The 18,942-nt window shown below is 65.6% G+C and carries 20 protein-coding genes and 1 tRNA gene; 11 read left to right on the top strand and 10 right to left on the bottom strand.

The features are described 5' to 3' along the window. Positions 1–99 precede the first annotated feature (99 nt). On the top strand, positions 100–777 hold the full coding sequence (locus NGK62_RS15255; protein WP_059373853.1) for a GntR family transcriptional regulator: 678 nt from the start codon (positions 100–102) through the stop codon (positions 775–777). On the opposite strand, the gene NGK62_RS15250 is transcribed toward NGK62_RS15255, so the two are convergent. The 6 genes from NGK62_RS15250 to NGK62_RS15225 form a co-directional block, all read right to left on the bottom strand. Further along, entirely contained in the window at positions 749–2,095 is a 1,347-nt protein-coding gene (locus NGK62_RS15250; protein WP_251878984.1) for an MFS transporter, read from the bottom strand. The two genes, NGK62_RS15255 and NGK62_RS15250, sit on opposite strands and share 29 nt — an antisense overlap. Positions 2,096–2,129: 34 nt before the next feature. Beyond that, positions 2,130–2,615 (bottom strand): cupin domain-containing protein, encoded by a 486-nt coding sequence (locus tag NGK62_RS15245; protein ID WP_251878982.1) that lies wholly within the window; start codon positions 2,613–2,615, stop codon positions 2,130–2,132. Between the two features lie 261 nt (positions 2,616–2,876). Further along, positions 2,877–3,572, bottom strand: a complete 696-nt coding sequence (locus NGK62_RS15240) for a glutamine amidotransferase (protein ID WP_251878980.1) — start codon at positions 3,570–3,572, stop codon at positions 2,877–2,879. A gap of 11 nt (positions 3,573–3,583) precedes the next feature. Then, positions 3,584–3,856 carry a hypothetical protein gene (locus NGK62_RS15235; protein ID WP_054452121.1) on the bottom strand — a complete coding sequence of 91 codons (273 nt, stop codon included), beginning with the start codon at positions 3,854–3,856 and terminating at the stop codon, positions 3,584–3,586. 5 nt (positions 3,857–3,861) lie between these two features. Then, positions 3,862–4,704 carry a YggS family pyridoxal phosphate-dependent enzyme gene (locus tag NGK62_RS15230; RefSeq protein ID WP_251878978.1) on the bottom strand — a complete coding sequence of 281 codons (843 nt, stop codon included), beginning with the start codon at positions 4,702–4,704 and terminating at the stop codon, positions 3,862–3,864. Between the two features lie 107 nt (positions 4,705–4,811). Then, a complete protein-coding gene (locus NGK62_RS15225) occupies positions 4,812–5,678 on the bottom strand; it encodes an AraC family transcriptional regulator (RefSeq protein ID WP_059373857.1) in 867 nt (288 codons plus the stop codon). A gap of 122 nt (positions 5,679–5,800) precedes the next feature. On the opposite strand from NGK62_RS15225, the gene NGK62_RS15220 reads away from it, so the two are divergent. Together NGK62_RS15220 and NGK62_RS15215 are read left to right on the top strand one after the other, a co-directional pair. Continuing rightward, positions 5,801–6,346, top strand: a complete 546-nt coding sequence (locus tag NGK62_RS15220; RefSeq protein WP_251878976.1) for a carboxymuconolactone decarboxylase family protein — start codon at positions 5,801–5,803, stop codon at positions 6,344–6,346. A gap of 61 nt (positions 6,347–6,407) precedes the next feature. Next, positions 6,408–6,980, top strand: coding sequence for a redoxin domain-containing protein (locus tag NGK62_RS15215; RefSeq protein ID WP_251878974.1), 573 nt, complete (start codon positions 6,408–6,410; stop codon positions 6,978–6,980). A gap of 24 nt (positions 6,981–7,004) precedes the next feature. Here the strand turns inward: NGK62_RS15215 and hisC are convergent, their stop codons facing one another. After that, the gene (gene hisC / locus NGK62_RS15210; protein WP_118931535.1) at positions 7,005–8,087 is read right to left on the bottom strand and encodes a histidinol-phosphate transaminase; all 1,083 of its coding nucleotides are present in this window, start codon (positions 8,085–8,087) and stop codon (positions 7,005–7,007) included. 121 nt (positions 8,088–8,208) lie between these two features. Between hisC and asd the strand changes: the two genes are divergently transcribed. Further along, on the top strand, positions 8,209–9,054 hold the full coding sequence (asd, locus tag NGK62_RS15205; protein ID WP_059373861.1) for an archaetidylserine decarboxylase: 846 nt from the start codon (positions 8,209–8,211) through the stop codon (positions 9,052–9,054). Positions 9,055–9,066: 12 nt separating this feature from the next. Here the strand turns inward: asd and ptsJ are convergent, their stop codons facing one another. Continuing rightward, a complete protein-coding gene (ptsJ, locus tag NGK62_RS15200; protein ID WP_251878972.1) occupies positions 9,067–10,362 on the bottom strand; it encodes a MocR-like B6 salvage transcription factor PtsJ in 1,296 nt (431 codons plus the stop codon). A gap of 178 nt (positions 10,363–10,540) precedes the next feature. Next, complete coding sequence (locus NGK62_RS15195) at positions 10,541–12,805, bottom strand: Orn/Lys/Arg family decarboxylase (RefSeq protein WP_251878970.1); 2,265 nt, start codon at positions 12,803–12,805, stop codon at positions 10,541–10,543. Positions 12,806–12,887: 82 nt separating this feature from the next. On the opposite strand from NGK62_RS15195, the gene NGK62_RS15190 reads away from it, so the two are divergent. After that, positions 12,888–12,962: transfer RNA gene (locus NGK62_RS15190), tRNA-Cys, on the top strand. Positions 12,963–12,988: 26 nt separating this feature from the next. Here the strand turns inward: NGK62_RS15190 and NGK62_RS15185 are convergent. Continuing rightward, complete coding sequence (locus tag NGK62_RS15185) at positions 12,989–13,879, bottom strand: LysR family transcriptional regulator (protein ID WP_118931531.1); 891 nt, start codon at positions 13,877–13,879, stop codon at positions 12,989–12,991. A 104-nt stretch (positions 13,880–13,983) separates the two neighbouring features. On the opposite strand from NGK62_RS15185, the gene NGK62_RS15180 reads away from it, so the two are divergent. The 6 genes from NGK62_RS15180 to NGK62_RS15155 are packed head-to-tail and all read left to right on the top strand — an operon-like array spanning position 13,984 to position 18,934. Beyond that, positions 13,984–15,144: a M24 family metallopeptidase gene (locus NGK62_RS15180; protein ID WP_251878968.1), complete on the top strand. Its 1,161-nt coding sequence runs from the start codon at positions 13,984–13,986 to the stop codon at positions 15,142–15,144. Between the two features lie 56 nt (positions 15,145–15,200). Then, entirely contained in the window at positions 15,201–15,956 is a 756-nt protein-coding gene (locus NGK62_RS15175) for an ABC transporter permease (protein ID WP_059373866.1), read from the top strand. A 23-nt stretch (positions 15,957–15,979) separates the two neighbouring features. Further along, positions 15,980–16,957 carry an ABC transporter substrate-binding protein gene (locus NGK62_RS15170; protein ID WP_059373867.1) on the top strand — a complete coding sequence of 326 codons (978 nt, stop codon included), beginning with the start codon at positions 15,980–15,982 and terminating at the stop codon, positions 16,955–16,957. A gap of 2 nt (positions 16,958–16,959) precedes the next feature. Continuing rightward, positions 16,960–17,763, top strand: coding sequence for an ABC transporter ATP-binding protein (locus tag NGK62_RS15165; protein ID WP_251878966.1), 804 nt, complete (start codon positions 16,960–16,962; stop codon positions 17,761–17,763). Continuing rightward, the gene (locus tag NGK62_RS15160; protein WP_251878964.1) at positions 17,760–18,500 is read left to right on the top strand and encodes a maleate cis-trans isomerase family protein; all 741 of its coding nucleotides are present in this window, start codon (positions 17,760–17,762) and stop codon (positions 18,498–18,500) included. Before NGK62_RS15165 ends, NGK62_RS15160 begins: the two co-directional genes overlap by 4 nt. A 14-nt stretch (positions 18,501–18,514) precedes the next feature. Then, positions 18,515–18,934, top strand: a complete 420-nt coding sequence (locus tag NGK62_RS15155; protein ID WP_251878962.1) for an Lrp/AsnC family transcriptional regulator — start codon at positions 18,515–18,517, stop codon at positions 18,932–18,934. The last annotated feature ends 8 nt before the right edge of the window (positions 18,935–18,942 follow it).

Below are 18,942 nucleotides of genomic sequence, written 5' to 3'. Positions count from 1 at the left end.
GAAGGGCGCAACGCAGACGCCAGGGACACGGATCAGCCTGGCCACCCGCAAGCCGTGGAGCGCCTGCCGACCCGCACAGGAAGCGACACGGATTCGAGCATGAGCGAGACCAGGAACACGTCTAGATCCTCGATCGAGATTTCGGAAGAAATTCTGCGGCGGATCAGGAACGGGCAATACCTGCCCGGCGATGCCTTGAGCCAATACGAGCTGGCGACCGAGTTCGAAACCAGCCGCACCCCCATCCGCGAAGCCTTGCGGTTTCTCGAAGCGCGGCGCGCCATCACGCTGACCAGTACCGGCCGCGCCGTGGTCACCGTGCCATCCATCCGCGCCATCCGCGAAGCCTTCCAGATCCGCGCCGAACTCGAAGGGCTGGCCGCGCAACTGGCGGTGGACTGGATCGACGACCATGACCTGGAACTGCTGGCGCAGCACCAAAAGCACTACGCCGATGCCCTGCGTTCGCGCGTGCGCAGCGAAAGCGGTTCCGACTGGCTAAAGTTCAACGCCAAATTCCACAGCCTGATCACCCAGGCCAGCCACAACGAACGTCTGCACGAGCTGGTCGCCGAATTGCAGGGCAGCATCGTTTCCAACGTGCTGGGGTTCGCCTCGAAGATGCCGCCCCGCCTGATGGAAGAGAACATCAAGCAGCACGAGGACATCATCGCGGCGCTGACCCTGCGCAATGGCCCCGCCGCTCGCGAAGCGATGGCCACGCACATATCCCGGACGACCGAACTCGTCATCGAATGGATGGAGTCGCGGCGCTAGCCAGCTTTGCGCCGCCCGAGCCTTGCGGCTTCCCATAGGGACGCATCAACACGCCGCACGCCGCCGCGACCAATCCCAGTCCCGCCAGATACAGCACGATGAACCGCGGCGATCCTCCGCCCAGGGACAGCAGGTACGTCGCCACCAACGGCGCGGTGCCGCCGCCTATCGCCCCGCCTATCTGCACGGCCAGCGAGATGCCGGTATAGCGGACGTCCGGCGGGAACATGCTGGAAAAGAGGCTGGATTCCTGCGCATACATCGCGGCGTATACCAAGCCGAACGCCACCAGCATCGCGATGTTCGTGTGATAGGCCGTCTTCTCATCCAGCAGCGAGAAGAACGTCGCGCTGAACAGCGAGATTCCCAGCGCGCCGGCGATGAATATCGCCCGCTTGCTGATTATGTCGCCCAGCAGCCCGAACAGCGGGATGGTGAACAAGGCCCCGACCGCTCCCCAAATGACACCCGTCAAGATGGTTTCACGCGGCAGCCCCAGCGTACCCACGGCATAGGTCAATGAGAACGTCGCCAGCGTATAGAACCAGGTCTTTTCGGAGATGCAGGCCACCAGCGCGGTCAACACGGGAACCTTGTGCTCTCTGAGCACCGTCTTCAAGGGCAGCGCGTCCTGTTTCGGCTGGGCCTGCGCCTGCTTGAATTCCGGCGATTCGCTGACCTTGGCCCGGATGTACCAACCGACCAGCAGCAGGAACACGCTTGCAAGGAATGGCAGCCGCCAGCCCCAGCTCAACATGTCCGCCTCCGGCAACCTGGAGACCGCGCCCATCGCCAGCGACGAGAGGATCAGGCCGGGCGCGACCCCGACCTGCGGCAGGCTGCCGAACAGGCCCTTCTTGCCTTCGGGCGCGTGCTCCACCGCCATCAGCACGGCTCCGCCCCACTCGCCGCCCACCGCCAGGCCTTGCAGGAAACGGAAGAAGACCAGGGCCACCGCGCCCCAGTAGCCGATCGTCTCATAGCTGGGCGTAAGTCCGATCAGGATGGTGGGCACGCCCATCAGCATCAGGCTGATCATCAGCATCGACTTGCGGCCGACGCGGTCGCCGAAATGCCCGAAGACGATGCCGCCCAGCGGGCGCGCAATGAAACCGACCGCATAGGTGCCAAAGGCCGCCAGCGTCCCGCTGATGGGATCGATCGCGGGAAAGTAGATCTTGTTGAAAATCAGCGCAGCCGCAATGCCGTAAAGAAAGAAGTCATACCACTCGATGGTGGTCCCGATCATGCTGGACAGTCCCGCGGTCACGTAATGCTTCTTCGAGCGCGAGGACGGCTGTTGTGAGATGGCGTTCATCCCGGTCTCCCTTGTTTTCTTTTTTTGCGCCCGACTACACGGCGGTGGTCTCTTCCGCCAGGCTCTTGCGCTCGCTGACGTTGAAGCGGCCTTCGTAGATCGCGCCCTGGTGGGTGTGCGGGCCGACGTACTGCACGTACAGGATCGTGCCGGCCTCGATGGTTTCCAGCTTGCTTTCGAAATGGGGATCCGGATGGAAGATCATCGAACCCTTGCCGTGGAGCTTGCCTTCGATGAGGAACTTGCCGTCCAGGATGTACCAGATCTGCGCGAAGTAATGGTTGTGCAGCGGGTGTCCCGATCCCTTTTCGTAACGCACGATGCCGGCGTTCGGAATGGTCGGATCCTCCGCCGTCGGATGGAACATCATCTTCGCGAACTGGCCTTCGTAGCGCAGGTTGGTCCACTCGAGGTCGTCCTCGTGCCGGGCGCGCATGCCCTGATGGTCCTCGGTCAGCGGACCGCCGCGGCCGCCCTCGTTGATGATCTGCTTGCCTGTGATGGTGTCGATGCTGCTCATGTGCTGTCCGTCCTGAAGAAAGAAAAGTGACAAACACAAATGGGATCCCATTTGCATAAAACGGGATCCTATTGATCGCATGCCAAAGCGGCTACTGGGTTTAACCCTTAGATTCAGCGGGAGAGATGGCGAGCGGAAGAAACGCCGAGAGCCGCGGGCCGCGGCGGGTTGGAACGGGGCGCGGCGCGGCCCTTGCGCCTATGCAAGGCTACGGTTGCGAAGCGCCCTGGCCGCCGGCAGGCGCCAGGGCATGGGACGGACTCAGAGCTGGTCCAGCCATTGCTCCATCGCCTGGCGCGCGACGTGTTCAAGCTGCGGACCATAACGCCGCGCGTCCTCGCGGATGACCGCGGGATCGATCTGGCGCAGGCTCAGTTCGCAGGCATGGCCGATCAGCCAACGCTCGATCTGCGAGGAATCCGCCTCCAGGTGGAACTGCAGGCCCAGTATCCTGGGTCCCAGCGCGAACGCCTGGTTCGGAAAACCCGGCGTTTCGGCCAGGCGCGCTGCGCCTTCGGGGATGGCGAACTGGTCCCCATGCCAATGCAGCACAGGCACGGACTCGACCGCGCTCAGCACGGAATCCTGTCCTTGCGGCGTAAGCGTCAACGGCGCATAGCCGATCTCGGCGCGGCCGGTGGACACCACGTCCGCGCCCAGCGCCGCCGCCATGAGTTGCGCGCCCAGACAGATGCCCAGGGTCGGTTTGTCCTGGCGCAGACGCTGCGCGATGGCGCGCAGCTCCTGCTCCAGGAAGGGATAGCGGCCGGTTTCATAGACGCCGATGGGGCCGCCCAGGATCACGACGAGGTCAGCATTGGCCAGGGTGGCGGCGTCAATGGCGTCGACGCCGGCCTCCAGGTATCGCACGCTATAGCCGCGATCAGCCAGGACCGGCGCCAATATGCCCAGGTCTTCAAAGGAAACGTGGCGGATCGCCAAAGCGCTGAGGCTCATTCCAGGGACTCCTATTGCGGGCTCGGATGGCGGTCCAGCCCGCCCAGCAAGCCTTCGGGGGTTGAGACGAACAGGTTTTCCGACGCCAGCAGCCGTATGCCTTGCGGCGTGCTTTCCAGCAGGCGCCGTTCGCCTTCGGCAACCTGCAAGCTGAGCTGATAGCCGTCCTTGGCCGGTAGGCGCGCCGCGATGTCGCGGCTGTCGTCCAGCGCGGACGCCGCAGTGGACTCGAAATGGCCAATCAGGCGGCCGTCACGCTTGATGATGAGTCGGTACACCGGCATGCGCGCTACTCCAGGGAGCCGGACGCGCGCGATTCCGCGCCGTTGTCGGTCGGCCAGTAGTAGGAATCGGGCGTGTTGCGCGCGCCGAAGATGGCTTGACCGACGCGGACCACCGTGGCCCCTTCCTCGATGGCGATCTCGTAATCGCCCGACATGCCCATGGACAAATCATCCAGGCCGATGCCCGCCGGCGCGTCCTGGCGCAATTGGTCGCGCAGCGTGCGCAACAGCACGAAGCACTCGCGCACGCGCGCGGCTTCGGCCGAGAACAGCGCCAGGGTCATCAGGCCGCGCACCCGCAGCCCCGAGAATGCAGGCAGTTCGCGCAGGAAGGCTGCGGTCTCGTCCGGCTGCAACCCGTACTTGCTGGCTTCGCCCGAGGTGTTGACCTGCACGAACACGTCCAGCTGACGGCCTTCCGCTTGCAGCCGGCGGTCCAGCGCTTCGGCGACCCGCAGGCTGTCGAGCGCCTGGAACTCGGCCGCATAGCGGGCCACGAGCTTGGCCTTGTTGGTCTGCAGGTGGCCGATGACAGACCATCGCAGATCGGTCAGGTCGGCCATGGCTTCCCATTTCCTCGACACTTCCTGCAGCTTGTTCTCCCCCAGATAGCGGCAGCCGGCCTCGTAGGCCAGCCGGATGCGCGCTTCCTCCACCGTCTTGCTCACGGGCAGCAGCCGCACCGCGGCCGGATCGCGCCCGGCGCGGCGCGCGGCATCGGCGATACGTCCGTTGACCGTGGCCAGATTGCGGCGAAAGTCCTCGACCGACTGCGCCTGCGGCCAGCGGCCATGCTGGTCATGCTGTGTCTGGGTGTCCTTGTCTTGCCCAGGGTCTTGCTCGCTCATGCCTGAACCTCGCGGAGGAACAACGGCAGGCGTTTTCCATTACGCTTATGCCGTCTGAAGTTTTGTCATAGGTCAATATTATCACGCCGGCGCGAAGCCGGCTGATGCTACGCGTTGGCGGCCAGCCACTCGCGCGGTGAAACCCCCATCCGCTGCCGGAATGCCTTGGACAGGGACGAGGCGCTGGCAAACCCCAGTTCCGCCGCCACCAGCTTGACCGCGCGGCCAGACCGCATCATGGACGCCGCAAGGCTCAGGCGCCAGTCGGTCAGGTAGGCCGCAGGCGTGGCGCCGGTAGCGTCCTTGAAGGCTGCCGCAAAGGCGCTGCGCGACATGCCCGCCATCGCCGCCATCCTGGCCAGGGACCAGTCTTCATACGGCGAGCGGTGCAACGCTACCAGCGCCCTGGCCAGACGGGGATCCGACAGGCCCATCACCAGGCCGCTGGTCACGCCCACTTCCTCCGGATGGTCGAGTATCCACCGGAGCAGCTGGATCAGGACCACCTCGAACAGGCGGTCGGCCAACAGGCGCGAGCCGCAGCGCACGTGATCCGCCTCGGCGAACAGCAGGTCCAGCGCGGGCCGCAAGCCTTCGACCGCGTCCAGCGGGATCCGCACCACGGACGGCAAGGACTGGACGATGGGATTGCGTTCGCCACCGTCGAAATCCAACGCCGCGCAGGTGAAATCGGAACCGTCTCGCGGTGGGTTCACGAACTCGTGATGCACGGCGCGCGGGTAGAACAGCAGGGTCGGCTCGGCCAGCCGCAGGCGTGGCGTGGCGGTCTCGCCCGGCCGATGCCGTACCTCCATCTCGCCCCGGCGCAGCACGTGCAGAAAGCCGCGCCCCGGCACGGCTTCGAAGGCCTGGGTGCCGCATAGCGCACCGGTGTGGAACAGCGTGGCACGCACCCGGAAACGGTCCAGCAGCGCCGACAGCCGGTCAACCTGGAGAGGAAGAGGATCGCTCATATCTTGGACGAAATGACAATTTTTCAGGATTAAAAAACACCTTGCGTCCAGGCATTCTACGTACGATTTCTCCAGCCCGTCCGAAACCGGCGGCCTTTTTTTCATTTCCAGGAGTTACCGACATGTCCCGAGTCCCTCTTATCGATGCCAGCAGCGCCAGCGCGGACCGCAAGGCGCTGCTCACGCAGGTCCACGGCGCCTTTGGCGCAACGCCGAACATGTTCAAGGCCGTGGCCAATTCGCCGGCGGCGCTGCAGAGCATGTGGGGCGCCTTCGGCGCGCTGGGCGGCGGCGTCATTCCCGCCAAGCTGGGCGAACAGATCGCGGTGGCGGTAGCCGACCGCAACGCTTGCGAATACTGCCTTGCGGCCCATACGGCCCTGGGCCGCAAGGCCGGCGCCAGCGCCGAAGAAATGGCGGCCGCGCAAGGCGGCGACGCCGCCGATCCCAAGACCGCCGCGGCGCTGCGCTTTGCGCTCAAGCTGGTGGAAGCGCGCGGGCAAGTAAGCGACGGCGACGTGCAGGCCGTGCGCGCGGCAGGCTACAGCGACCAGGAGATCGTCGAGATTCTGGCGCACGTCGCACTCAACCTGTTCACCAACTACGTCAACGTGGCGTTTGCCGTGCCGGTGGATTTCCCGGCCGTGAAACTGCGCCGCGCCGCGTAGCAAGGCAACCGCGGCCGGCGGCGCGTGATTGCTCCGCCGGCCGCCTCACTGGAGTCTTCTGATGCCACGATCCGACACCCACACCGACGCACTGCCCCCGCCCTTGCAAGCGGACGAATGGCTGAATGCGGATGGTCCCATCGAACTCGCCGCCCTGCGCGGCAAGGTCGTGCTGCTGCATGCGTTCCAGATGCTATGCCCCGGGTGCCTGTCGCATGGGCTGCCCCAAGCCGAACGCGTGCACCGGATGTTCCGCGGCCAGGATGTCGCGGTCATCGGCCTGCATACCGTGTTCGAACACCACGACGTCATGGGTCCGGCCGCGCTGCGGGCCTTCAATCACGAGTACCGCTGGAGCTTTCCCATCGGCATCGACCGGCCGGCGGCGGCGGGCGCCATCCCAATGACCATGCAAGCCTACGGCTTGCGCGGCACGCCCAGCCTGGTCCTGTTGGACCGCCAGGGACGCGTGCGCTTGCAGCACTTTGGCAGCATCGAAGACCTGGCCCTGGGCGCGGCCATCGGCAGGCTGCTGGCGGAGAACGATGCTCCTGCGGAACATGCGGCCGCATCAGATGATCCCGCCCGCGGCGAGTGCAACGCGGAAAGCTGCCCCGCGCCGCGTCCGCAATAGGCGCCGCGGGCCCAGCCCGTGCGGCTATGGCTGGACCTGGGTGCGCAGCGCGCGCACCAGACAGGCCGCCTGCTCCTCGGTACCCACGGAAATGCGCAGGTATTGCTCCACGCGCGGCCGCGGAAAATGGCGCACCAGTATTTTCGCGTCCCGCAGGCCGGCCGCGAGCGACCGCGCGTCGAAACGCGGATGGCGGACGAACAGAAAGTTCGCCTGTGACGGCAAGACGTCGAAGCCCATCAGCCGCAAATGCGCGCAGAGCAAGGTACGGGTGCCGATGATGGCCTGCCGCGTCTCCTCGAAATAGGCACGGTCCTGAAACGCCGCTGCGGCGCCCGCCTGGGCCAGCCGCCCGAGCGGATAGGAATTGAAGCTGTTCTTCACCCGCTCCAGCGCGGCGATCAACGGCGCCTGTCCCATGGCGAACCCCACGCGCAGGCCGGCCAGCGCCCTGGACTTCGACAGCGTCTGAACCACCAGCAGATTAGGATATTGCTCCACCAACGCAATGGCGGATTGCCCGCCGAAGTCCACATAGGCCTCGTCCACCAGCACCAGCCGGCGAGGCTGGATCTCCAGCAGCCGCTGCACGCGATCCAGCGGCAGGCACTCTCCCGTGGGCGCGTTCGGGTTGGCGATCACAATGCCGGCTATGCCGGCATCCGCGGCGCCCAGCGCCGCGAATCCGTCCAGGTCCAGCCTCAAGCGCTCGTCCACCGCGATCTGCGCGCAGCGTATGCCGAACAGGCGGCAATACACCTCATAAAAGCCGTAGGTCACGTCCGCCATCAGCAAGGGCTGAACACCGTGCTGGAAGAACGCGCAGAACGCCAGCGCCAGCACTTCGTCGGAACCGTTGCCGGCGAAGACTTGCTCCAGCGGCACTCCGTGGTATTGCGCGATGGCCGCGCGCAAATGCGCGGCCTGCGGGTCCGGATAGCGCTCCAGGCCATCGGCAGCCGCCGCGGCGATGGCCGCTATCGCGGCGGGCGACGGCGGATAGGGATTCTCGTTGGTGTTGAGCTTGATCCATCCGTTTCCCGGAGCCTGCTCTCCAGGCACATAGGGCGACAAGGTTTCAACGCGCGGGCTGTGTAGGGAAACCATGTTGTTGCGGCAGCGGCCTCTCGGTAAGCGATCGACGGGATTCTTACTGTGTATTTTGTCCTATGCCATACTACACTATGATTCAGGACAATAGCCGCCATCACGCACAGCCGCGAGTTTCATGTCGACCTCTCTTTCCCTGTTTGTCCACCGCATCGCGCCCAAGCGCTGGCTGACGCGTTGCGCCGGCCGGCTGGCCTCATGCCGCCAGCCATGGGTAGCCCAGCCGCTGATACGCGGCTACGCCAAGTGGTACGGCATCGATCTGAACGAAGCGCTGCACGCCGACCCGAAGGCCTATGCCAGCTTCAATGCCTTCTTCGCGCGCGCCCTGCGCCCGGGCGCGCGCAAGCTGGCCGATGCGGACTGGACCAGCCCCGCGGACGGCACCGTCAGCCAGTTCGGCCGCATCAGCCTGGGACAGCTGATCCAGGCCAAGCAGCGCCGATACAGCGCGGCTGCGCTGCTGGCCGATGCGGACCTGGCGCGCGCGTTGGGAGGCGGCTGGTTCACCACGATCTACCTGAGTCCGCGCGACTATCACCGGGTGCACATGCCCTGCGAGGGACGCCTGCTGGGCATGCGCCATGTGCCAGGGACGCTGTACTCCGTCCGGCCGGAGATCGTGCAGGGCATGGATGGCCTGCTGGCGCGCAATGAGCGGCTGGTTTGCTGGTTCGAGCATCCCCTCCATGGCGTCTACGCCATGGTGCTGGTGGGGGCCGCCATCGTCGGCAGCATCGCCACGGCCTGGCATGGCCAAGTGGCGCCGCATGGCCGGCGCATCCAGCAATGGGACTACGGCAGCCTGGCTCCCTTGCGCTTGCCGCAAGGCGCCGAGATGGGACATTTCCAGTTGGGGTCGACCGTGGTGGTGCTGATGCCGGGCAGCGCCTGGCGCTTCCATCCCGGCTGGAAGACAGGGCGCGCCGTCCGATTGGGACAAGCCATGGCCGACCGGCGTTGACCCCGGCCGTGGCTAGAGCATGCTTTCCCGGATATCCCGCGCCAGCTTGCGGCACTGGCCGGGTTCGATCGCCGAGATGGTGATGCGCAGGCCCCTGACCGGCTCCTGGACCCCGAAGGCATCGCCGTGGCGCACCAGCCAGCCGCGATGGGCCAGAGCCAGCGCAACCGCCTGGTCGTCGGTATCCAGCGGCACCCACAGGTTCAAGCCGTCGCCGTCCGCGGCGCACGGCACGCCTTGCTCCAGCAAGGCGCTTTCCAGGGCCTTGCGCCGCTGCGCGTAATCCTTGCGGGCCTGGGCCATCTGCTTGGCCACCTCGGGCCGGCCCAGCGTGACCTCGACCATGTCCTGCAGCAGATGGCTGACCCAGCTGGTGCCGGAAGCCAGCCGCAGGCGCAACTGGCGCGACGTCGCGGCGTCGCTGGCCACCATGGCCAAGCGCACATCGGGACCCAGCGTCTTGGAGAATGAGCGCACCAGCGCCCACCGCTGCGTTCCCGCAGGCAGCACCGAGTGGTATTCCTTGCCCGACAGCAGAGCGTAATGATCGTCCACGATGACCATGGCATGCGGATACTTGGCCAGTACCCGCGCCAGCGCCTTCGCCCGTTTTTCGCTCAGGCTGCAGCCCGTGGGGTTATGGGCCCGCGGCGTCAGGATCACGGCCTGCGCGCCCTTGGCCAGAGCCACCTCCAGCGCTGCCGCCTGCATGCCTTCGGCGTCGACCTGCACGCCCAGCGCCTGCAGGCCGGCGATGCGCAGCATGTTGATGCTGCTCAGGAAGCAGGGATTCTCGACCGCCACCTTATCCCCAGCCACCAAGTGCGAGCTGAGCAGCCGTTCAATGGCGTCCACCGCGCCGTGGGTCAGGTTGATCTCGAAAGGCGCCGGGCAGTCTCTCGCGAACCAGGCGCGGGCATAGCTTTCCAGCCCCGCGTTGACTGTGGGTTCGCCATAGAGACGCGGCTGATAGGGCCGGATGGCGAGGGCGGCGCTCAGGTCCGGCAGCCAGGCCGGATTGGGATTGCCGCTGGCCAGGTCGGCCAACGGCGAGTCCGACAGCGCGCCCTCCTGTTCGCCCGGGCCAGACTGGTCGCGAATGATGGTGCCCAGGCGGCCTTGGGTCAGCGCGATGCCCGCAGTCACCAACCGCTTGTAGGCCGCGGCAACCGTATTACGGTTGATATCCAGTTCGACCGCCAGATCGCGCACCGGCGGCAATGCCTGGCCCGGCGGCAGCTGGCCCGATTGAGCCAGCCCGCGCACGCAATCGAAGATCTCAGCGGCGGTCTTTCCTTGTATTTTCATAGCGTCCTAAGACAATTCCGTTCCTGGCACGGACAGCGGCCGGGCCGCGTCAAGTCAATGGGGCCGACTCCCGGCCGGGCCAACTCCTGGCCGGGCCGACTCCTGGCCGGGCCAACTCCTGGCCGGGCCAACTCCCCGCGTAAGTTTGACATGGATTCCCGGTCCGCATAAAGCGTGCCTACCGCACGCAATCCACGTAATAGCGCAGGTTTCCGTCCGCGTCGCGCAGCTCCACGAAGCCATGGATGTCCGTGCCGAACCCGGGACACTCCCGGTTCAGCTCGCGCGAGAACTTCAGGTAATCGACGATGGTCCGGTTGAATGCCTCGCCCGGGACCAGCAAAGGTATGCCCGGGGGATAGGGTGTGATCAGGCTGGTGGTGATGCGGCCTTCCAGATGGTCGATCTCCACCCTCTCGGTGCGCCGCTGGGCGATGCAGGCATAGGCATCGCAGGGCTTCATCGCGGGAGTGACGTCGGTCAGGTACATGTCCGTGGTCAGCCGGGCGATGTCATGCCTGGCATAGGTCGCATGAACATGCTGGCACAGATCGCGCAAGCCCATGTTCTCGTAGCGGGGATACTTGCGGCAGAACTCCGGCAGGATCCGCCACATGGGCTGGTTGCGCCCGTAGTCGTCCTTGAATTGCTGCAACGCCGTCAGGAGCGAACTCCAGCGGCCCTTGGTGATCCCTATCGTGAACATGATGAAGAAGCTGTACAGCCCGGTCTTCTCCACGATCACGCCATGCTCGGCCAGGAACTTGGTGACGATGGAGGCCGGAATGCCGCTGTCCGCGAAGTTGCCATCCAGGTCCAGCCCGGGCGTCACGATGGTGGACTTGATCGGATCCAGCATGTTGAAACCATCCGCCAGCGCGCCGAATCCGTGCCAGGACGAATCGCCATCGCCGCCGCGGATGATCCAGTCCTCGGGCGAGCCTATGCCCTCCGGCGCCAGCGTCTCCGGCCCCCAGACCTTGAACCACCAGTCGCCGTCGGCGAAATGCGTGCCGACCTCCTGCATCGCACGCCGGAAGTCCAAGGCCTCGGCGATGCTCTCCTCCACCAGCACCGTTCCGCCGGGCGGCTCCATCATGGCCGCCGCCACGTCGCAGCTGGCAATGATGGCGTACTGGGGACTGGTGCTGGTATGCATCAGATAGGCTTCGTTGAAAAGATGCCGGTCCAGCTGCCGCGTCAGGGAGTCCTGCGCCAGCACGTGGCTGGCCTGGCTGATCCCGGCCAGCAGCTTGTGCGTGGATTGCGTGGAGAAAACCAGTGATTCCCTGGGCCGCGCGCGCTGCTTGCCCATGCAGTGGTAGGCGCCATAGAACGGATGGAACACCGCATGCGGCATCCAGGCTTCGTCAAAGTGCAAGGCGTCCACGTAGCCATCCAGCGCCGCCTTGATCTCCTCGGTCTGGTAGATGATGCCGTCGTAGGTCGACTGCGTCAGCGCCATCACCCGCGGGCGGACCTCATCGGCGTCCAGGTGCTTGAGCAGCGGATGGGCGCGGATCTTCTCGCGGATCGCCTGGACGTCGAACTCGCTGCGCGGAATCGGACCGATGATGCCGAAATGGTTGCGCGTGGGACGCAGGAAGACGGGAATCGCCCCCGTCATGACGATGCTGTGCAGGATGGACTTGTGGCAGTTGCGGTCCACCAGCACCACGTCGCCCGGCGCCACCATGTGGTGCCACACGATCTTGTTGCTGGTGCTGGTCCCGTTCGTCACGAAATAGCAGTGGTCCGCATTGAAGATGCGCGCGGCATTGCGCTCGCTCGCGCCGATGGCGCCATTGTGGTCCAGCAGCTGCCCCAGCTCCTCCACCGCATTGCAGACGTCCGCGCGCAACATGTTCTCGCCGAAGAACTGATGGAACATCTGGCCTACCGGGCTTTTCAGGAACGCCACGCCGCCCGAATGGCCCGGGCAGTGCCAGGAATAGGAACCGTCCTCGGCGTAGTCCAGCAACGCCTTCAGGAACGGCGGCTTGACGCCTTCCAGATAGGCCCGGGCCTCGCGGATCAAATGCCGCGCCACGAATTCCGGCGTGTCCTCGTACATATGGATCACGCCCTGCAGTTCGCGCAGGATGTCGTTCGGAATGTGCCGCGCGGTCTTGGTTTCGCCGTACACGTAGATCGGCACGTCGGCATTGCGCCGCCGCACTTCGCTGATGAACTCCCGCAACGCCAGCAGCGCGGGCGCGGTGCCCTCGTCATGCGCGAGTTCCTCGTCGTCGATGGACAGGATGAAAGCGCTGGCGCGGCTCTGCTGCTGCGCGAACAGGCTGAGATCGCCGTAACTGGTCGTTCCCAGCACATCGAAGCCCTCGGCCTTGATGGCCTCGGCCAATACCCGGATGCTCAGGCCGGACGTGTTTTCCGAGCGGAAGTCCTCGTCGATGATGACGATGGGAAACTGGAACTGCATTGCTGTCCTCTGTCTATGGGTTGCCGCTTGCGCTTTAGTCTGTACTCGAACATAATTATATCTGTCCTAGGACAAAATAAACGGCGCGGTGGCAGAGTGGCTATGCAGCAGGATTGCAAATCCGCAAAGGTTGGTTCGATTCCAGCCCGCGCCTCCAGTTTTCCTGGCCGCGGGCGCGGCGCGCTAGACCGCGTGATCGCGCAGATGCTCGCGCAACGCGTCAGCGAATGAAAGCGCGATAACCGAAGACGGCCAATGTTCGGGCCATACCAGGCTGAGGTCGAACGAGGCGCCCGGCTCCAGCGGCCGCAGTTGATCCAGTCCGCCCGGAATGCGCGCGGCGGTCAACCGGTCTACCAGCGCGATGCCCACGCCGCGCATCACCAGCTCCATCGCCACCGAGGTCCAGAACACCTGCACGCGCCGCCGCGCGTAGACCTTCTGCTGCTCCAGCAGCGCTTCCAGCCAGAAGCGGGTGTGGTCCAGGTTGTCGTAGATGATGAGATCGCGTCCTGCCAGTTGTTCCACGCGGATGGTGTCGAACTTTTCCAGAGGGTCGCCGGGAGGAATGGCGCAATATAGCTGCAGGCTCACCAGCGGCTCGGCCACGACGCCCGGATGCTGCCCCCCGTAGAAGCACACGCCCATATCCACCTGGCGCGCCGCCACCCATTCGACGATGCGCGCCGAACTGCGCGTCTGCAAAGCCACGGAGATATTCGGCCGGTCCGCCATGAAACTGGCGAGCACGTCCGGCATGACGGTCAAGGACAGCAAGGGCAAGGACGCGACGGTCAGGTGGCCCTGCTTTTCGCTGCCCAGGTCCTTGATGAAGCTATCCAGCTGCGAAAGACCGGAAAAAAGCCGGTCGACCTGGCCGTAAAGCGCCCGGCCTTCGGGCGTGGGCAGCAGACGCCCGCCCTTGCGCACGAACAGCGCCACGCCCACGCGGCGCTCCAGCTGGGCGATGTACTTGCTGGCCGCGGGCTGTGAAATCAGCAGCACCTGCGCCGCCCGCGACACCGAGCCTTCGCGCATCACCGCCCTGAAGATCTCTATCTCTCGCACGTTCATGCGCAGACTATAACTATTTAGCTATAGATATGGCAATTATTGGTATTAGGCAGTTATGTAGATTGTTCCTAGGATGAACGCTCGACTTTCATCCAGGACCCATCGTGTCGGAAAACTACGCACCCATGGAATTGCCGTTCGGCCCGGAAACCTATGCCGCGAACCTCTCGCTGCTGGCACGGGACATCCAGGCCCAGGGCCTGTCGGCGGCCATCCTGTTCGACCCTGAGAACATCTACTGGCTGACCGGCTACCGCTCCATCGGCTACTTCACCTTCCAGTGCCTGGTGGTCTCGGCCGACGGCGGCATTGCCATGGTCTCGCGCCAGGTCAACCACGCCGTGGCGACCGGCAACCGCAACATCGCGCGCTTTGTCGCCATCGATGACATCAGCGATCCGGTCGAGGTGCTGGCAAGCTATCTGAAGGACATCCTGCCCAGCGGCCGCGTCGGCCTGGAAACCGCCTCGGGCTACCTCAGCGTGGCCGCCTACAAGCAGCTGCAAGCCCGTCTGGGGGCACGCCTGGCCGACTGGCAAGGTCCGATGGAAGAGGCGCGCAAGATCAAGACCCCGGCGCAGCTGGGCTTCATGCGCCAGGCCGCGGACGCGGCGGTCGCCGGCATCGACGCGGCGGTGCGCGCGATCGCGGTCGGCGCCACCGAAAACGACCTCGCCGCCGCCATGCTGCACGGCGCGACCAAGGCCGGCAGCGAATACACCCGTGTGCCGCTGGTGGCCGCGGGCCGCGCCAGCGGCGTCTGCTTCACCACCTGGCAGCGCCGCGAGATCAAGCAGGGCGACCTGGTGTTCCTGGAGGCCGCGGCCAACATCAACCGCTATCACGCCATGATCTCGCGCAATTGCGTGGTGGGCCGCGCCACCGAGCGGCAGCGCTTCCTCGCCGGCGCCGTCATCGCCGCGCTGGACGCCGCCATCGACGCCATCCGACCCGGCGTCACCTCCGCCCAGGTGGACCAGGCCTGCCGCGCGGTCTTCGAACGGGCCGGGCTGGGGCAGTACTTCGATCACCGCACCGCCTACGGCATCGGCATCGGCTTTCCTCCCAACTGGGCCGAAGGCCGCTTCCTGGCGCTGCGTCCGGGCGATCCCACGGTGCTTGAGCCCGGCATGACCTTTCACCTGGTGCCGTCGCTATTCATGCCCGAAGGCGGCTTCATGGCCAGCGAAAGCGTGGCCGTCTCCGAGGACGGCTGCGAGGTGCTCACCCGCTATCCGCGAGAGCTGATCGAAATCGACGCCTGACAACAAGACCGGCGCGCCAACAACATACAAGGGGAATTGCCGTGTTGAAGAACTGGATGTATCCAACCACCGCGGTCATGGGAGTACTGCTTCTGTGGCATTTCGCGATACCGCTATTCGGCCTGCCGGCCTACCTGCTGCCGCCGCCGCTGAGCGTGCTCGAACGGCTGTGGACGGACTGGGCATTCCTGGGCCATCACTCCTGGGTCACGTCCGTCGAAACCCTGGGCGGCTTTCTGCTGAGCATCGCGGTCGGCATACCGCTGGGCATCCTGCTGGTGTGGTCGCGCCCGCTGGAGCGCGCCATCATGCCGCTGCTGGTGGTGTCGCAGGCGTTTCCGAAGGTGGCGGTCGCGCCGCTGATCATCATCTGGTTCGGCCTGGGTCTGTTTCCCAAGATCCTGATCGCATTCTCGGTGGCCTTCTTCCCCATCGTGGTCAGCACGGTGGCGGGCATGCGTTCAGTGGACGCGGACCTCAACGACCTGGCCCGCTCGATGCGGGCGGGCGCCCTGCGGACCTTTCTACGGATCCGGCTGCCCTATGCGCTGCCGCAGATCTTCTCCGGCCTGAAGGTCGCCATAGCCTTCGCCACGGTCGGCGCGGTGGTGGGGGAATGGGTGGGCGCCGAAAGCGGCCTGGGCTACGTGCTGCTGTCCGCCAATGCCAACCTCGACACCACGTTGCTGTTCGCCGTGCTGGTCGCGCTCATGCTCATCGGCCTGGTCTTCTACTACCTGGTCGAGTTTTCCGAACGCTTCCTCATTCCCTGGCACATCAGCGTGCGCAGCGACGCCCTGCCCTCTGTCTGACCCCGCCCTCCGGAGACACCACCATGAAATTCACCACCCGACTTGGCTGGACCCTGGCTTGCCTGCTGGCCGCAGGCGCGGCCAGCGCCCAGGAAAAACTGAGCCTGCGCCTGGACTACAGCATCTACGGCACGCACGCACCACTCTACTACGGCATAGAAAAAGGCCTCTACAAGGCCGAAGGCATAGACCTGAGCATCGGCGAAGGCAGCGGCTCCAGCAACACCGCGAAGCTGGTGGCGCAGGGCATCGATCCCATCGGCTTCATGGACTACGGCACCATGCTCAAGGGCGTCGCCGCGGGCATGCCGCTGAAGGCCATCTTCGCCGTGCACCAGCGCTCGCCCATGGTCATCATCAGCCACGCGGACGCCCCGGTGCGCGCGCCCAAGGACCTGGAAGGCAAGGTGCTGGGCATGAGCGCATCCGAGTCGACGGCGCAGATGTTCCCGGTGCTGGCCGCCCTGAACGGCGTGGACCAGAAGAAGATCAATGTCATCGCCCCCGCCGTGGGCACCAAGACCGCCTTGTTCCTGCAACGCCGCGCGGACGCCATCACCGGCGTGACCTACTTCCATATCCCTCCGCTGGAAGCGCAGGGCGCAAAGGTGCATTACTTCTTCTATGCCGACTTTGGCGTCAACGCGCTGGAAGGCGGGCTGGCAGCCAATACCAAATGGCTGGAGGCCAATCCCGACACCGCGCGGCGCTTCTTGCGCGCCACGCGCAAGGCCTACGAGGCCGCCCAGGCCGATCCGGCCGCCTCGGTCGACGCCCTGGTACGCCAACGGCCGGAACAGGCGCGCAACCGCGATCAGCTGGTGCGCCAGCTGCAGCTTTCACTGCAGGCCGCAGGCACGCCCAACACCAAGGGACTGCCGTTCGGCGTCTCCGCGGAAAAGGACTGGCAGGCCATGGTCGATCAGTTCGTGCAATCGAACCAGATCGCCAGCCCGGTGCCGACCAGCACGCTCTACACCAACGACTACAACAGGGAATAGACATGGCACAGCACGCAGCCCTGGCGCTCGCTCCCGCAGCGGGCGCGCCCGATACCGCGATCGACATCCGCGGCATGGTCCAGCGCTTCGGTTCCTATGTCGCGGTCGACGGCATCGACCTTGTCATACCCGAAGGCCAGTTCCTCTCCGTGCTCGGCCCGTCCGGCTGCGGCAAGAGCACCTTGATGCGAGCGGTCGCCGGCCTGACGCCGCCCACTGCCGGCGAGATCCGCGTGCTGGGCGAGCGCGTGACCGAGCCGGGCGCCAACGTGGGGATCGTGTTCCAGCGTGCGGCGCTCCTGCCGTGGCGCGACGTCGTCGGGAACATCTCGCTGCAGCTGGAGATGCGCAAACTTCCGGCCGCGCGCCATGAGACCCGGCTGCGCGAACTGATCAAGCTGAGCGGACTGGAGGGCTTTGAAAAATGCCTGCCGCACCAGTTGTCCGGCGGCATGCAGCAACGCGTGGCGCTGTGCCGCGCGCTCATCCACGACCCCGACATCCTGCTGATGGACGAGCCCTTCGGCGCCCTGGACGCGATGACGCGCGAAGCCATGAACCTGGAGCTGCAGCGGGTATGGCTGGAAAGCAAGAAGACCGTCATGTTCATTACCCACAGCATCTCCGAAGCGGTGTTCCTGTCCGACCGCGTGGTGGTGATGAGCAAGCGGCCGGGCCGCGTGGCGCTGACCGTCGACATCGATCTGCCGCGCCCGCGCAACTACGCCATGGTCGGGCACCCCAACTTCGTCAAGGCGGCCACCGTCATACGCGAGTGCTTCGACGCCGCGGGGATGACGGAATGAATCCCGTGCGCTACGACGCCGGCCCCTACCCCCGCGCGCGTCTCGCCTTTCTGTGCGTGGCCAACGCCGGCCTGACCGAGGGCGAGATGCACGCCATGGCGCCCGAGGGCGTGGGCCTGAGCTTTGCCCGCGTGCCCATGGCAACGGCCTGCACCGTGCAAAGCCTGGCCGGCATGGAAGACGGACTGCTTGAGGCCCTGGACGGCCTGGCGCCGGGACGCCGCGATATCGACGTGGTCTGCTACAACTGCACCGCGGGCAGCTTCGTGATCGGCAACGACAAAGTGCGCGCGCTGCTCGCGCAGGCCCGCCCCGGCGCGGCCGTGGCCACGCTGCTGGACGGCGTCACGCAGGCGCTGGCCGCAGTCGGCGCGCGCCGCCTGGCGGTTGCCACCGCCTATGACGATGCCGTCAACCAACTGGAGCGCGCTTACTTCGAAAGCATCGGCCACGAAGTCGTCTCGCTACAGGGGCTGGCCCTGCCCGATGACGAGACCATGAACCGGGTTTCGCCTGACTATCTGTACGAATTCGCCTGCGCCGTGGATCGCCCCGATGCCGACGCCGTCTTCATCAGCTGCGGCGCGCTGCGCTCCACCGCCGTCATCGAGCGTCTGGAGGACAGGCTGGGCAAGCCCGTGATCGGCAGCAATCAGGCCAGCATGTGGCATTGCCTGCGGCTGGCGGGGATCCACGACCGGATGGACGGCTACGGCCGGCTGTTCCGGCAGCATTGAAAGCGGGACCTGTCATGGATGAAATCGATACCCGACTGATCGGCATCCTGCGGCGCGACGCGCGCACGCCGCTTTCCGTTTTGGCCAGCAAGGCCGGCGTGTCGCGCGGCACGGTCTCCAACCGTCTGCGCAAGCTGGAGGAGGACGGGGTCATCGCCGGCTACACGCTCAAGCTGCGTCCCGACTCCGATCAAGGCGGCCTGCGCGCCTGGATGGGCATTACCGTCGACGGCAACCAGACGCGCGCCGTGCTGGCCAGCCTGCTGGGCGAGCCGAGCGTAGAGCAGCTGCACGACACCAACGGCCGCTGGGACCTGCTGGCAGAAATACGCGCAGATTCCACCGCCGATCTGTCCAAGGTGCTGGAGCGCGTGCGCCTGATCAAAGGCATCGCGGCCACCGAAACCAGCATCCTGCTCGCGACGTACCGCTGAAGCCTGCG

Source organism: Achromobacter sp. Marseille-Q4954 (assembly GCF_943737025.1).
Lineage (GTDB): Bacteria > Pseudomonadota > Gammaproteobacteria > Burkholderiales > Burkholderiaceae_B > Achromobacter > Achromobacter bronchisepticus_A.
The sequence above is the reverse complement of the archived record's forward strand: the minus strand, read 5'-3'. Positions and strand labels throughout refer to the sequence as shown.

What these genes read in the sequence shown, in the direction of transcription:
- NGK62_RS15160 (WP_251878964.1), top strand. Translation starts at nt 17,760, where the DNA reads ATGAATCCCGTGCGCTACGACGCCGGCCCCTACCCCCGCGCGCGTCTC.
- asd (WP_059373861.1), top strand. Translation starts at nt 8,209, where the DNA reads ATGTCGACCTCTCTTTCCCTGTTTGTCCACCGCATCGCGCCCAAGCGC.
- hisC (WP_118931535.1), bottom strand. Translation starts at nt 8,087, where the DNA reads ATGGTTTCCCTACACAGCCCGCGCGTTGAAACCTTGTCGCCCTATGTG.
- NGK62_RS15165 (WP_251878966.1), top strand. Translation starts at nt 16,960, where the DNA reads ATGGCACAGCACGCAGCCCTGGCGCTCGCTCCCGCAGCGGGCGCGCCC.
- NGK62_RS15255 (WP_059373853.1), top strand. Translation starts at nt 100, where the DNA reads ATGAGCGAGACCAGGAACACGTCTAGATCCTCGATCGAGATTTCGGAA.
- NGK62_RS15175 (WP_059373866.1), top strand. Translation starts at nt 15,201, where the DNA reads ATGTATCCAACCACCGCGGTCATGGGAGTACTGCTTCTGTGGCATTTC.
- ptsJ (WP_251878972.1), bottom strand. Translation starts at nt 10,362, where the DNA reads ATGAAAATACAAGGAAAGACCGCCGCTGAGATCTTCGATTGCGTGCGC.
- NGK62_RS15225 (WP_059373857.1), bottom strand. Translation starts at nt 5,678, where the DNA reads ATGAGCGATCCTCTTCCTCTCCAGGTTGACCGGCTGTCGGCGCTGCTG.
- NGK62_RS15230 (WP_251878978.1), bottom strand. Translation starts at nt 4,704, where the DNA reads ATGAGCGAGCAAGACCCTGGGCAAGACAAGGACACCCAGACACAGCAT.
- NGK62_RS15235 (WP_054452121.1), bottom strand. Translation starts at nt 3,856, where the DNA reads ATGCCGGTGTACCGACTCATCATCAAGCGTGACGGCCGCCTGATTGGC.
- NGK62_RS15195 (WP_251878970.1), bottom strand. Translation starts at nt 12,805, where the DNA reads ATGCAGTTCCAGTTTCCCATCGTCATCATCGACGAGGACTTCCGCTCG.
- NGK62_RS15170 (WP_059373867.1), top strand. Translation starts at nt 15,980, where the DNA reads ATGAAATTCACCACCCGACTTGGCTGGACCCTGGCTTGCCTGCTGGCC.
- NGK62_RS15215 (WP_251878974.1), top strand. Translation starts at nt 6,408, where the DNA reads ATGCCACGATCCGACACCCACACCGACGCACTGCCCCCGCCCTTGCAA.
- NGK62_RS15155 (WP_251878962.1), top strand. Translation starts at nt 18,515, where the DNA reads ATGGATGAAATCGATACCCGACTGATCGGCATCCTGCGGCGCGACGCG.
- NGK62_RS15220 (WP_251878976.1), top strand. Translation starts at nt 5,801, where the DNA reads ATGTCCCGAGTCCCTCTTATCGATGCCAGCAGCGCCAGCGCGGACCGC.
- NGK62_RS15185 (WP_118931531.1), bottom strand. Translation starts at nt 13,879, where the DNA reads ATGAACGTGCGAGAGATAGAGATCTTCAGGGCGGTGATGCGCGAAGGC.
- NGK62_RS15240 (WP_251878980.1), bottom strand. Translation starts at nt 3,572, where the DNA reads ATGAGCCTCAGCGCTTTGGCGATCCGCCACGTTTCCTTTGAAGACCTG.
- NGK62_RS15245 (WP_251878982.1), bottom strand. Translation starts at nt 2,615, where the DNA reads ATGAGCAGCATCGACACCATCACAGGCAAGCAGATCATCAACGAGGGC.
- NGK62_RS15250 (WP_251878984.1), bottom strand. Translation starts at nt 2,095, where the DNA reads ATGAACGCCATCTCACAACAGCCGTCCTCGCGCTCGAAGAAGCATTAC.